This window comes from Burkholderia sp. Tr-862 (assembly GCF_011753085.1).
GTDB classification, from domain to species: domain Bacteria; phylum Pseudomonadota; class Gammaproteobacteria; order Burkholderiales; family Burkholderiaceae; genus Burkholderia; species Burkholderia ambifaria.
Genome location: NZ_VWWG01000171.1, coordinates 1 through 13166 on the forward strand (window position 1 = coordinate 1; position 13166 = coordinate 13166).

Sequence of the window (13166 nt, forward strand, 5' to 3'; positions counted from 1 at the left end):
TCCCCACCGCACCGTAGACCGCCACGCGCCGCACCAGCGGCGCGCGTCCTTCACGTGCCGCCATCGATCACACGCCCGCGAGCTTCAGCCGGTTCGCATGCGTGCGGATCACCGCGACCGGGTCTTCCGCATACGCACCGCGCACGCCGAGCAACTGGTTGATCTCGTCGAGATGGTTCCACTTGTAGTTCGTGCTCAGCACCTTCCCGTACAACGCGCTGCACTTCGACACGAGCCCGTCGTTCTGGCCCGAGCCGCGATTGATCATCACCGTGCCCGTGCCGAGCAACGCAAGCGTCGACAGGTCGAGCGCGTTCGCCGGATCGATCAGCGGAATCGTGCTGGTGTCGGCCGCGCCCGTGACGCCCAATGCGGAAATAGTCGGCTGGATCGCCGTGCCGGCCCACGAATACAGCAGGTGCGTATTGCCGCCGACGCTCTCCGTCGGCGCACCCGTCTGGCAACTGCCCGGCGCGCCGAGGCCCGCGCTCGGATAGTTCTGGTTGTACGTGGCTGCCTGGGCGGTCGTCAGCGTCTTCAGCGCGGCGAGCGCGTCCTGGTTCGTGTTCTGGTTGCTGCTCGTCAGGATCCCGAACACATTGACGAACGCGGCGATCACTGACGACGATAGCCCGGTCGGATCGTAGGCCAGCACGCCCTGCACGAAGTCGGCGAACTCGGAGCCGCGATGCGGCGTGCCGATCGTCGTCACCGACGCGACGAGATCGGGCGCGACGGCCGCGACATAGCGCGACGTGAGGCCGCCCTGGCTGTGACCGACCAGGTTGACCTTGGTCGCCCCGGTCGCGGCGAGCACCGTCTTCACGTAAGCGAGCAACTGTTCGCCGCGTCCGTTCGGACCGTCGTCGCTCTGGAATCCGGACAGGTTCGCGACGTAGACGGTCGCGCCGTGCTGCTGCAGGTCCTCCTGGATGCCGTACCAGTACTCGAGCACGCCCGCGTACTTGTCGGTGCCGGTGAGCCCGTGCACGAGGATGATCGGATAACGCGTCGCCGCGTAGTTGTCCGACGGCGCGGTCGCCGCCATCGCCGCGTGCGTCGTCGCGAGCGTCATCACCGCGGTCGTCCCCGCAAACGGCGCGACGCTCATCGCGCATGCCACTGCCCCTGCCACCACCCTGGAACGCATCGATCTGGCCATGCATGTTCTCCTGATTATTGTGCTGCCGGTGCGAATGAGATCGGATCGACGCGCACGGCACGTTGCCGACAGTCGCGGGCACCATGTGCGTCGAATGCCGGAGTGAAGCACGAGTCGCGAACGTTTGCGCCCTGACTAGATACGGTTCTCTAATCGGTTGACGCGCCCCGCCGGTTCGGGCGGGGTCGCGTCCATGCGCGCGCATGCTGCATCGCACACGCGCCGGGCATCAGAGCTTCGCGCTCACGCGCAGCCATGCCGTACGCCCCGGCTCCATCACCGGCGCGTTCGCCGGATAGCCGAAGCCCGCGTTGCCGGCGAGATTCAGGTGCTCGGTATAGGCCTTGTCCAGCAGGTTGTCGACGCCGACCGAAATCTGCACCTTCTTGCTGACGTTGTACTGCGCATGCAGCGACAGCACGCCGAACCCGGCGCTCGGACCGAAGTCCTTGCCGACCACGTTGCCCTCGTTCAGGGCATAGCGATGCTGCGGCGCAACGATCCGCCACAAGCCGCCGGCCGACCATGCGCCGCGCGTGTATTCGAGCCCCACGCGCGCCTCGAGCGGCGGCAGCTGCGGCAACGGATCGCCGCTCGTCGCGTTGCGCCCCCATGCATATGCAAGCGACGTCTCGACGCGCAGCGGTGCGACCGGCCGCCACGACACCCCGGCTTCGCCGCCCATGATCTGCGCGTTGACGTTGGTCGCCTGCGTGGTCGGTCCCATCATCCCGGCCGCGTAATTGAACAGGATGTAGTCCTGCACATAGCCTGCGTAGGCCGACACCCACGCATCGACCCGGTCGCTCTTGTACTGCGCGCCGATGTCGAGCTGCGTGGTCTTCTCCGGCTGCACCGCCGAGAACGCGTTGACCGAACCGGCCGGCCCGCGCTTCGCGGAGAACAGCTCCCAGTAGTCCGGATAGCGTTCCGCATGACCGATCCCCGCATACCACGTGACCGGCAGCGACGCGAGATCGCGCTCGTAGCGCACGAAGCCGCTCGGCAGCACGCGCGCGCGATCGTCGTCGAAGGTAGGATTCGGCTTGCTCGCCATCATCCCGCTCGTCGTCGCACGCTTGTCGCGGGCGCTCGCGTAGTCGACCCGCGCGCCGCCGATCACGCGCGACGCATCGCTCGCGTACCACGTCAGCTCACCGAACGCGCCCGCATTCCACATCGTCGCCTGCGCATCCCACGGCTGGTCGCCGTAGTTCTGCCGCCCCATCGCCGAGCGCGCATCGAGCCGGTTCGACTGCGCGTCGACGCCGGTCACGAGCTTGAAGTCGTCGCCGAAACGAAACGTCGCCGCCGCCCGCGCGCCGAGCGTGCGGCGCCGCACTTCGGATGCCATCCGCATCGGCATGCTGCTGGTCGGGTCGGGCTGCCGCAGCGTGTAGTTGTCCATCACATGGTCGGCTTCGTTGTAGTACACGCGCGCCTCGATGCGGTCGAGCACGTCGCCGAGATGCCGCTTGTCGAACGACAGGCCGAACGTCTCGCGGCGGAAATGCGCGCCGTCCATCCCGCGCCCCGCATAGCGCGCATAACCGTCGCCGGTGCCGGCCGTCAGCTCGACGCGCGTGTGATCGTCGGGCGTCCAGCCGAGCGCCGCATCCGCGTTCCACTTGTCCCATTGCGACGGCACGGTGTTGCCGTTGCCGTCCTTGTAGTCCTGCGCGTGCGCGTGGTTCGCGCTCACGCGGCCATAGACGTCCGGCGTGCCGGCCGTCACGTCGACGTTCTGGTCGTTGCGGCCGAACGACCCGCCGACCACGCTGCCGTCGAAACGCATGCCGGGGCGCTCGAAACGCGGCGTCACGCGTTCGAACAGCACGGTGCCGGCCGATGCGCCGGGGCCGTACAGCACGGTCTGCGGGCCCTTCACGACCGTGACCTTGTCATAGCTTTCCGGCGCGATATACGAGGTCGGCGCGTCCATCCGGTTCGGACACGCACCGAGCGTCGGCATCCCGTTCGCAAGAATGTTCAGCCGCGAACCGAACATCCCGCGCAGCACGGGGTCGCCGTTCGTCCCGCCGCTGCGGATCGACGTGAAGCCGGGAATCGTCTTCAGATAATCGGCGCCGTCGCTGGCCGGTAGCGGCTGGCGCGGCGTCTTCGGATCCGTGACGATGACGAGCGGTGTCGTCAGCGGCGACGCGACGACTTCGACGGGCGGCAACAGCACGGCCGCGTCGTCCGTCGGCGTACCGGCCGCACGTGCGGCTTCAGTCGCGGCGGCCGCCGCGGTCATCGCGCCGACGGCCAGCGCGGGAAGGGTGAGTTTCAGCATGCGCGGCACGCGCCGCGCCCGGCAATGGCGCGACGCCCTCGGCGCGCGCAAGGAAAGAATGGTCATGATCGAAAGCCCGAGTGACGCCCTCCACGCGGCCTCGACGGACCGCACGGATTTCGGCGATGAATGGAACGGAAGGCAGCGCGTCAGGCGCGCTCGGGCGGTGCGCGTGGATACGCGCGCGGATAGGGGGCGGCACGCGGCGCGACGGCATGCGGCGCGACGGCGGAAACGACATGGACGGGGACGACAGCGAACGATACGGCGGCCGCGCCGCCGATCGCGGGACTGTGCGCGAAGAAGCCGCAATAGCCGCACGCGTCGAGATGCAGCGCGTGATCGTGCGCGTGGCCTGCATCGGGCGCGCGGTGCGTGCCAGGCTCGCTGCCGCAGACAATCGCGTCGGGGATTGCCATCCGTGCGAGGCGCCACTGCGACACCAGCGGCGACGCGATCGCGAGCCAGATCGCGAACACGCCGAGCCAGGCGGTCAGGTGACGATGTCGGTGCAGCATGCGCGGCGACGCGTAAGCGGAATGTAAAAACAGCCGAGATGTTACAGAAGGTTCGCCGCGAAGGCCAGTCGCGCATCGCGGTAAACGAACCGGGGGCGCATGGTTGTCAACACAACCATGCGCCCCGGCTGCTGCGCGGCTTCAGCGCGCGGCGATCACGGTGCCATGCGTCGCAGCACGTCGTCGCGCCGGATGAAATGGTGATAAAGCGCGGCCAGCGCATGCAGGCCGATCACGAAGTAGAACGCATTGCCGAGCAGTTCGTGCACCGCCTTGATCGTCGGCCGCAGCGCCTTGTCCGGGCCAAACAGCGTGAACGACACGCCGATCCAGTCGAGCGACACGGGCTTGCCGCCCATGTTGATCATCATGATGCCGAGTAGCGGCTGGGCGATGATGAACAGGTACAGCGCGACATGCGCGAGCTTCGACAGCCACTTGAGCAGCGGCGCCTGCACAATGGGCTCCGGCACGCGGCTGATCATCCGCCACAACACGCGCAGCACCGAGAGCACGAGCACGGACGTACCTGCGAGGAAGTGCACGTTCATCCAGAACGCGCGACTGTCGCTGCCTTTCGGTCCGCGAATCTCGATGGCCAGGTAGGCCAGCGCCACCAGCAGGAAGATGATCCAGTGAAAGAAGATCGCAGGCGAGCTGTAGCGCGTCTGTTTCGCGAGGATATTTCTCATGCTTGGTCTCGTGTTTCTCGTTTGGCATGCGGGGCAGGCAGATGCAGCGGCCGGGCGGTACCCGGCGGCTGCACCGATTGTAGCCCCGCGTGCGGCCGGTGTTGCCCGGCCGGATCAAATATCCGAAGAATCCGCGCAGCTGTCGCGTCACCGCGCCGTCATATGGAAAATCCGCATCGCGCGCGCCGATGGCTGTGGCACGATGAAGCTTTGGTGCGACGTTGCGCGGGCATCATGAGCAAAGCGTTCTTCGTTGCGGCCTACCGGCTGATCGCCGCGTTGCTCGCGGTGTCCACCACGCTGCACAGCGTCGCCGACTACTGGGCCATGCCGACCTTTCATCTCGGCAACTACCTCAGCTACTTCACACAACTGAGCAGTCTGTATGCGGCGGCCATGCTGGTCGCGGGGCTATCGCGCGTCACGCGCCCCGGCTCGGCCCGCTACGAATCGATGCGCGGCGCCGCCGTGCTCTACATGCTGATCACCGCGATCGTCTACGAACTGCTGCTCGCTCGGCTCGATGCACTGCTACACGTCACGCCGGCCCTGAACAACTGGGTCCTGCACCGGATCGTGCCGCTCGTGGTGCTGTGCGACTGGCTGTACGTGGAGCCGCGCTCGCCGATCCCGTGGCGCAGCGCGCTCGCATGGCTCGGCTTTCCGATCGTCTATCTCGGCTATACGCTCGTGCGCGGCGCAGTGGAGAACTGGTATCCCTATCCGTTCGTCGATCCGCGGCCGAATGGCTACCTGCCGGTCGCGATTCAGTGTTCGATGATCGCGCTTGGCGCGACGGGACTCGCGGTGGGCATTCGCTGGCTCGGCAATCATGCGAGGCAATCTGACGCCACGGAGCTCAAGGAAGGATGAAGGCGGGAACGTGCGCGCCGCCAGGCGCACACGTCGTGATGCGGCGCGTCAGCCGCCGTTGCGCGGCAGGAAGTTCATCGGATCGACGACCTTGCCGTTCTGCCGGACTTCGAACTCGAACGTCGAGCGGCCGCTCGCGTCGGTGCCCATCTCGGCGATCGGCTGGCCCGAACGCACCGCGTCGCCTTCATTGACGAGCAGCTTGCCGTTGTGCCCGTAGGCCGTGATGAGCCCGTTGTCGTGCTTCAGGATCACGAGCGGGCCGTACGCCTTGACGCCGGACCCGGCGTACACCACCCGCCCGTTTGCCGCGGCCCGCACCGAATGGTCGGGCCCGGACGCGGCGATCACGATGCCGCGCGTCCTGCCGGCGGAGAACGGCGCCGCGACGACTCCCGTGGCCGGCCATGCCAGCGAGCCCGGTTGCGCCGCGGCGGACGGCTGCCCGAGCGACGTCGCGGCAGGCGGCGGCGCGACGCGCAGCACCTGGCCGGGCGACACGGCGTCATTGGGCGACATGTGGTTCCAGCTGGCCAGGTCCTGCACGCGCTGCCCGTAGGCGGCGGCGATGCCGGCGAGCGTGTCGCCCGGATTCACGCGGTAATAGCCGGCGATCACGCCCGGCGTGGCGGCCGACGTGGGCTTCGACGGTCGCACCGGCTGCCAGCTGTCGGTCCACGGCGTCATCGTACAGCCCGTCAGCGCGGCGGCCGCGACGACGAACGCCGCCTGCGGCAACCAGCGCGCGAGCGCATCGTGGATCGGAATCGTTTTTCTCAAGGGTCCTCCCGGATTTGCGTCGATGCGCCGCCCACCGCCCTCCGGCACGCGACGCACGATGTCCGGCCGCACGGCCGGACCAACCAGTATCCGACCGCTCTCGCGGCCGTCAGTTTCCACAGCGGAACGCCGACGCGACGGGGCTCACCGGCCCCTTTTTCGCGCGTTTTGCACGTCGTCCCGATCGTGAAAGATACCATTTGTCGCGCTCGGGACCGCGACAGGCGCCCGATCCGGCAACACTCTTGCGGCACCGCGGCCGGGCGCCAGCGGCCCGCAAGCCGCGCCGCGCGGGCTTCCGGGCGGCTTCCTGCCCGGCGGACCGCGGTGGCCGGCCGGCCACCGCCCCGCTGCCGGCCACCTCCTATACTCCGAAATGCAACGCACGATCGGCCAATGACGAGGAGATAAACATGAACAATGCGATGTTTCTGTCCGTGCAGTTCAACGCCGAGGATTTCGCCGGTTCCAGCGGCCTGGTCGAATTGCTCAACCGGCACCTGCTGTTCGCGACGGACGTCGCCGAAGCCGCGGACGCCCTCGTCCAACTGGCGAGCGTCGCGCACCTGAGCGGCGCCACCCGGCACAGCGTCGAGCTGCCGGTGCTCGCGATCGAGCGGCTGCGCGACGCACTCGATACGCTGAGCGGCTACGACGAAGCGTGGCTACAGGCGCTCGAGCCCGCCGATGCGCTGTTCCGGGACATCGGCCGCGGCCCGCGGCCGCTGCACTGACGCGGCAGGCACCAATGAAAACAGCCCGTCGTTCCGTGATGCGGAACGACGGGCTGCGTGTACTGCGGGGTCGGATCAGGCCGCGCATGCGGCCGGCGATCGGAGACGATTAACGACCCTTGTAGACCGGTGCGCCATCCGACACGCGCTTGACTTGCCAGCCGGTCTTGGCGGCTGCCGGAGCACCCGACTCTTGCTGGGCGGCCGGTTGCGCGCCGTAGCCGGTCGTATCGGCGGCAGCGACGTTCTGTTGCGGGCTCAGACGGGCTTCAGCTGCCTGGATGCCTGCCGGGTAGTCGGTACGGTCGCTGCCCAGCTTGTAGCCGGCCTGTTGCAGCTGGGCCAGTTCGGCCTTGACCTGCGCACGGGTGACGGGCGCGTTCTGTTGGGCAAACGACACGGCGGGAACGGCGAGGACGGCAGCTGCAGCGAACGTTGCGATCAGCGATTTCATGATTACCTCCGGGATTTTTTTGCTTCGCCGCACACACCATGTCTGCAGCGATTGAACAAAGTTTAGTCCGGAGATCACCTAGGGAAAACCATGAAAGAACGAAAACACTGTTTCCGCGGAGCCAACAATTCCGGGATCCGGGAACGAAAAACCCTACTCAAAGAATAGATTTTCGCAACAATACCGTCCTCGCAACCCGTTACGACCAGTTCGCGTGGAAGCTGCCCGGTTTGTCGGTGCGCTCGAACGTGTGCGCGCCGAAGAAGTCTCGCTGCGCCTGCACAAGGTTCGCCGGAAGCCGCTCGGAACGATAGCTGTCGAAGTACGCGACCGCCGACGCGAACGCCGGCACCGGCACGCCGGCCTTCACCGCGGCCACCACGACGTCGCGCAGCGATGCCTGGTAGTTCGCGGCGATGTCCTTGAAGTACGGGTCGAGCAGCAGGTTCGCGAGCGCCGGATCCTTCGCGTACGCGTCCGTGATCTTCTGCAGGAAGCGCGCGCGGATGATGCAGCCCGCGCGGAAGATCTTCGCGATCGTCCCGAGGTCGAGACTCCAGCCGTACTCTTCCGACGCCGTGCGTAGCTGCGCGAAGCCCTGTGCGTACGAGATCACCTTGCTCAGGTACAGCGCGCGGCGCACCGCTTCGATGAACGCGGCGCGATCGCCGTCGAACGGCGCGGCGGCCGGGCCCGACAGGATCTTGCTGGCCGCGACGCGCTCGGTCTTCAGCGACGACAGCACGCGTGCGAACACCGACTCGGTGATGAGCGGCAGCGGCACGCCCAGATCCAGCGCGTTCTGGCTCGTCCACTTGCCGGTGCCCTTCTGCGCGGCGCGATCGAGGATCACGTCGACGAGGTGCTTGCCGGTTTCGTCGTCCTTCTTGCCGAAGATCTTCGACGTGATCTCGATCAGGTAGCTGTCGAGTTCGCCCTGGTTCCACTCGGTGTACACCGCGCCGAGTTCGTCGTTGGTCAGGCCCGCGACGTCCTTCAGCACCGCATAGCTCTCGGCGATCAGCTGCATGTCGCCGTATTCGATCCCGTTGTGGACCATCTTCACGTAGTGGCCCGCACCGTCAGGGCCCATGTACGCGACGCACGGCTCGCCGTCCGACGGCGCCTTCGCGGCGATCTGCTTGAGGATCGGCTCGACCAGGTCATATGCGTCGCGCTGGCCGCCGGGCATGATCGACGGGCCGCGCAGCGCGCCCTCTTCACCGCCCGACACGCCGGTGCCGATGAAATGCAGGCCCGATTGCGCGAGTTCCTGGTTGCGGCGGATCGTGTCGGTGAAATGCGTATTGCCGCCGTCGATCAGCACGTCGCCCTTCTCGAGCAGCGGCTTGAGCGATGCGATCGTCGCATCGGTCGCTTCGCCGGCCTTCACCATCATCAGGATCCGGCGCGGCGTTTCGAGCGACGCGACGAACTCCTCGAGCGTATAGGTCGGTACCAGATTGCGACCGGGGAATTCGGCGATCAGTTCGTCGGTTTTCGCGCGGCTGCGGTTGTACACCGATACCGCATGACCGCGGCTCTCGATATTGAGTGCGAGATTGCGGCCCATCACCGCGAGCCCGATCACACCGATGGCTTGTTTGCCCATTATTCAATTCTCCGGAAAAAACGGGGCGCGACCCGAGCCGGGCCGCGCGCACAGGCGAAAGGATAGTGGAAACCCGGCCGCGATGCGCGCCGGCGTGTCATTGCTCCGCGTGCGGCAGCCGGCGGAACACGACGCTCAGGTTATTCGCCGGCATCTCGATGACCTCGATGCAGTCGAGCCCGCGATCGAGGCCGAGCGCCACGACCGCCTCGAGATCGCGCACGCCCCACGACGGGTCGCGGCTGCGCAACTGCTGGTCGAAGGCTTCGTTGGACGGCGCCGTGTGCCGGCCTTCGCGGCGATACGGGCCGTACAGGAACAGCACGCCGCCCGGGCGCAGCGCGCGCGACGCGCCGTCGAACAGCGCATTGGTGCAGGCCCACGGCGAGATATGAATCATGTTGATGCAGACGATCGCGTCGAGCGCCGCGGCCGGCCACGACGCGTCGCGCACGTCGAACGCCAGCGGCTCGGCCAGGTTCGCGAGGCCGGCATGCGCGACCCACGCAGCGATCGAGCGGCGCGCTTGCGCGTCGGGATCGCTCGGTTGCCAGCGCAACCCCGGCAGCGCCTGCGCGAAATGGACCGCATGCTGCCCGGTGCCGCTCGCGATCTCGAGCACACTGCCGCTCGCCGGCAGCACGCGGCGCAGCACGTCGAGGATCGGCCCGCGATTGCGCTCGGCGGCCGGCGCGGACAGCCGCGCGGACGGATCGGGCGACGACGTCGGCCCGGTCACGATGCGTGCTCCGGCGCACCGCCGCAAACGCCCAGCCGCGCGTTCAGCGCGTCGAGCGCGGGCGCGCAACGTGCCTCGACCTTCAGCGTCAGCATCGGATCGGCGCGCGTGCGGCCAAGGTTCAGCGCGGCGACGGGCTTGTTCCGTGCCTGCGCCCACACGCAGAACCGATAGCCGGAATACACCATCAGCGACGAGCCGACGACGAGCAGCGCATCGGCCGCATCGAGCGCCTGCGACGCCAGCGCCACGCGTTCGCGCGGCACGTTCTCGCCGAAGAACACCACCGCCGGCTTCAGCAGCCCGCCGCAGGCCGGGCAGGCCGGAATGCGGAACGTGTCGAGCGCGGCCCATTCGAGGTGCGCGTCACCGTCGGCGGCGGGCTCCGCCTGCGCGCCCAGCAGCTCCGGGTTGTCCGTTTCGAGCACGGTCTGGATCGTCGCGCGCGCGTGATGCGCGCCGCAATCGAGGCACGTGACCCGGTCGATGCCGCCATGCAGTTCGATCACATCGCCGCTGCCCGCGCGCTGGTGCAAGCCGTCGACGTTCTGCGTGACGAGGCGCTCGATCCGGCCGGCGCCGCCGAGCCGCGCGAGCGCGACGTGCGAGCGGTTCGGCTGCGCGCGGCCGACCACGGGCCAGCCGATCATGCTGCGCGCCCAATAGCGTCGGCGCGCCGCGTCGGAACCGAGGAATTCGTGCAGCTGGATCGGCGGCGAGCGCATCCATTGACCGTTGCGGTCGCGATAGCCGGGAATGCCGGAATCCGTGCTGATGCCCGCACCGGTCAGCACGAGCAGCCGCGGATGGCGCTCGACGAACGTGTGCAGCGCATCGAGCGCGGCCGGATCGATGCTGGCGGATGAGGGGTCGTGCAAGGCGGTGTCGTTCATGTTGGCGGCGCGTGTTCGGGCGCGGCGGCAGGTCGTGCACCGCACGGGCGGCCAGCGCGCCAGCACATGATACAGAACGCCGCGCGATCGGGCCGGCGGTCCGCGCGCGAGACCGGCGCACCAAAAAAGACGCCCATCGACCACATGGCGATGGGCGCTCCAACAATTGATCCATCGGGGTAGTGGATCAATTGACAGCACAATGTCATCGGATCTGCCGCGGCGCGGCCGGCGGACCTTTCCCCTGAACTACACCTTCTATTTCCTGATATTGCGCGGAGCGCCGCGCTGGACCGCATGCGGCACGCATGCGCATGCGTCGGGCGCGGCGCGCCTGCGTTTCGCGCGTCGGCATGACGATCCGGAGGTCATGGTCGCCCATCTGCATCCACCGGCAGTTCATCATCGACGACCGGCCGGCACCCGTCGGCCTCGCGCGTCACGCCTGCACGTCGTCGTTCAGAACGAATCCGGTTGGTTCGGATGGAACGGAAGGCCGCGCGCTCACGTCGCCGCAATCAACGGCGACGCAGATTCACGGGCAGGTCGGCGATTCATGTTTGCAACACGGCGCGTTGCGATTCGGTCTGTTTTCATTCTCTTGTCCCCGTCTTCTGTACGTCCGACCCACTGAAGCGATCGCCCGGCCCCTGCTGCGCCCGCGATCGCGCTCACGGCCCATACAGATATGCAAGGAGCGCACCATGCTTCGCGGCGCAAGGCCGCGCGGGCCGGTGAAATGGCCCCGATGCAAATCGCACGGCGACAGGAATACGTGAATGTTTCGAAAGTGAAACGACGGGAAACGGCCGGCGCGATCGACGGCGGCCGGCGCAACGCGGGCGTTGCAGGAACGGGACGCGTGGGCCGACCCTACACGTGCGCCTACACGATGCCGACGAGCCGCTTACAATCGCCCGACGCTGGCCGCGTTCGCCGCGCGGCTCTCGCACGTCGGCGCCGAACCGGGCGTCGCGACGCGTAGCGGAGCGCCTCGGTCTCGCGCCGCGCGACACGACGCTGCGGATCGCGTCGCGGGCGTCGCGAACACGTTAGCATTCGGACACCGTACGGCGCGCGAGCACTTCGCCCCGTCTTCAAGGAATGCAACATGCCCCTGCCCGCCTTCGACCGCGCCGACGTCGCGCATCGCGTCTTCTCGGCCGAGCGGCTGTCGATCGGCCTGACGTTGCCGCTGCTGCGCAGCGGTCGTACCGTCGCGGATTTCAACGAGCAGCTCGAACTCGCGGCGCTGGCCGATGCGCTCGGTTTTCGCGCGCTGTGGATTCGCGACGTGCCGCTGAACAGCGCCGACTATCCCGACCCGGTGGGGCATCTCGATCCGTGGGTGCTGCTCGGCGCGCTCGCGGCGCGCACGCGCCGGATCGTGCTGGCGAGCGGCGCGATCGTGCTGCCGCTGCGTCATCCGCTGCATGTCGCGAAAGGCGCGCTGTCGGTCGCGACGTTGTCCGGCGGACGCTTCATCCTCGGCCTCGGCTCCGGCGACCGGCCGCCCGAATATGCGGCGTTCGGCGTCGACCCGCAAACGCGGCGCGACCGGTATCGCCGGCATTGGGACATCGTCGCGGCCGCGCTCGCCGTGCCGTCCCGCGTGCTGCCCGACGAAACGCCGCCCGACGCCCCCGACTTCACGCTGCTGCCGCGCGGCGATGACGCGGTGCCGATGCTCGCGGTCGGCTCCGGCGGACAAAGCGTCGACTGGATCGCACGGAACGCGATCGGCTGGATGACGTACCACCGCGATCCGGACACGCAGCGTGCGCGCTATTCGATGTGGCGCGCGGCGGTCGAGCGGCTCGCACAACCGGCCTTTCGCGCGTTCGGCGTGTCGATGCGGCTCGATCTCGATGCGAATCGCGATGCGCCGGCCACCGCGCTGTCGCTCGGTTACTCAACCGGACGGAACGCGCTGATCGGCATTCTGCGGGACATGCGCGCGGCCGGCACGCACCATGTCACGCTGAATCCCGGCTCGGACCGGCCCGTGCGCGAGGTCATCGAGGAAATCGCCGAGCACGTGCTGCCGATCTTTCACGACGAGCCAAGCTGATTCCTTAGGAACGCGTGCCGCACGCGGTATGCCCGAATCGAATATTCATCGACGGAACTATTCGGTTGCGATCGCGATCATGTTAACTTCCGTCCATCGTCCAGACCGGTGGGCCACGCTTCGATGCGCGCCCGCACGCCTACTCATGCGACATTTCCTGCTCGGCTGGCTGCTCGCCGCCGTCGTCTCGGCCGCCCACGCGGCCGCCCCCGCCCAGGCCACCGCATCGGCCGCCTCCGGCGCCGTGCCCGCGCTGACGCCGCAACAGGCGCAGCAGGCCCTCTCCGTCCTGCAAAACCCGCGCGAGCGCGAACAGGTCGAAACCACGTTGCGCGCGATCGC

Annotated in this window: 12 protein-coding genes and 1 pseudogene; 4 read left to right on the plus strand and 9 right to left on the minus strand. The window is 67.9% G+C overall.

The annotated features are described in order from the left end of the window. Positions 1-67: 67 nt before the first annotated feature. From F3J14_RS29170 to F3J14_RS29185, 4 genes are all read right to left on the minus strand, one after another. The gene (locus tag F3J14_RS29170; protein WP_166725893.1) at positions 68-1162 is read right to left on the minus strand and encodes a triacylglycerol lipase; all 1095 of its coding nucleotides are present in this window, start codon (positions 1160-1162) and stop codon (positions 68-70) included. 229 nt (positions 1163-1391) lie between these two features. Continuing rightward, positions 1392-3524, minus strand: a complete 2133-nt coding sequence (locus tag F3J14_RS29175; protein WP_166725894.1) for a TonB-dependent copper receptor — start codon at positions 3522-3524, stop codon at positions 1392-1394. 83 nt (positions 3525-3607) lie between these two features. Further along, positions 3608-3976, minus strand: a complete 369-nt coding sequence (locus F3J14_RS29180; protein WP_166725895.1) for a DUF2946 domain-containing protein — start codon at positions 3974-3976, stop codon at positions 3608-3610. A gap of 155 nt (positions 3977-4131) precedes the next feature. Beyond that, positions 4132-4668: a cytochrome b gene (locus tag F3J14_RS29185; RefSeq protein WP_166725896.1), complete on the minus strand. Its 537-nt coding sequence runs from the start codon at positions 4666-4668 to the stop codon at positions 4132-4134. A 234-nt stretch (positions 4669-4902) separates the two neighbouring features. Here F3J14_RS29185 and F3J14_RS29190 point away from each other — a divergent pair, with 234 nt between their 5' ends. Beyond that, complete coding sequence (locus F3J14_RS29190; RefSeq protein WP_166725897.1) at positions 4903-5541, plus strand: Pr6Pr family membrane protein; 639 nt, start codon at positions 4903-4905, stop codon at positions 5539-5541. Positions 5542-5589: 48 nt separating this feature from the next. Here F3J14_RS29190 and F3J14_RS29195 read toward each other — a convergent pair whose 3' ends face one another. Next, positions 5590-6321, minus strand: a complete 732-nt coding sequence (locus F3J14_RS29195) for a peptidoglycan DD-metalloendopeptidase family protein (protein WP_166725898.1) — start codon at positions 6319-6321, stop codon at positions 5590-5592. A gap of 413 nt (positions 6322-6734) precedes the next feature. Here F3J14_RS29195 and F3J14_RS29200 point away from each other — a divergent pair, with 413 nt between their 5' ends. Beyond that, positions 6735-7055 carry a hypothetical protein gene (locus F3J14_RS29200; RefSeq protein WP_166725899.1) on the plus strand — a complete coding sequence of 107 codons (321 nt, stop codon included), beginning with the start codon at positions 6735-6737 and terminating at the stop codon, positions 7053-7055. A gap of 109 nt (positions 7056-7164) precedes the next feature. Here the strand turns inward: F3J14_RS29200 and F3J14_RS29205 are convergent, their stop codons facing one another. The 4 genes from F3J14_RS29205 to F3J14_RS29220 all read right to left on the minus strand — a co-directional run bounded on the left by F3J14_RS29205 (position 7165) and on the right by F3J14_RS29220 (position 10753). After that, entirely contained in the window at positions 7165-7509 is a 345-nt protein-coding gene (locus F3J14_RS29205; protein ID WP_166725900.1) for a DUF4148 domain-containing protein, read from the minus strand. Positions 7510-7708: 199 nt separating this feature from the next. Continuing rightward, positions 7709-9121 carry an NADP-dependent phosphogluconate dehydrogenase gene (gene gndA, locus F3J14_RS29210; protein WP_166725901.1) on the minus strand — a complete coding sequence of 471 codons (1413 nt, stop codon included), beginning with the start codon at positions 9119-9121 and terminating at the stop codon, positions 7709-7711. Positions 9122-9218: 97 nt separating this feature from the next. Continuing rightward, positions 9219-9860, minus strand: a complete 642-nt coding sequence (locus F3J14_RS29215; RefSeq protein WP_166725902.1) for a DUF938 domain-containing protein — start codon at positions 9858-9860, stop codon at positions 9219-9221. Then, entirely contained in the window at positions 9857-10753 is an 897-nt protein-coding gene (locus F3J14_RS29220; protein WP_166725903.1) for an NAD-dependent protein deacetylase, read from the minus strand. Before F3J14_RS29220 ends, F3J14_RS29215 begins: the two co-directional genes overlap by 4 nt. 1111 nt (positions 10754-11864) lie before the next feature. Between F3J14_RS29220 and F3J14_RS29225 the strand changes: the two genes are divergently transcribed. Together F3J14_RS29225 and F3J14_RS35905 are read left to right on the plus strand one after the other, a co-directional pair. After that, positions 11865-12824, plus strand: coding sequence for an LLM class oxidoreductase (locus F3J14_RS29225; protein WP_166725904.1), 960 nt, complete (start codon positions 11865-11867; stop codon positions 12822-12824). A 28-nt stretch (positions 12825-12852) separates the two neighbouring features. Then, positions 12853-13166, plus strand: a pseudogene (locus tag F3J14_RS35905) (mechanosensitive ion channel protein); the annotation flags it as partial.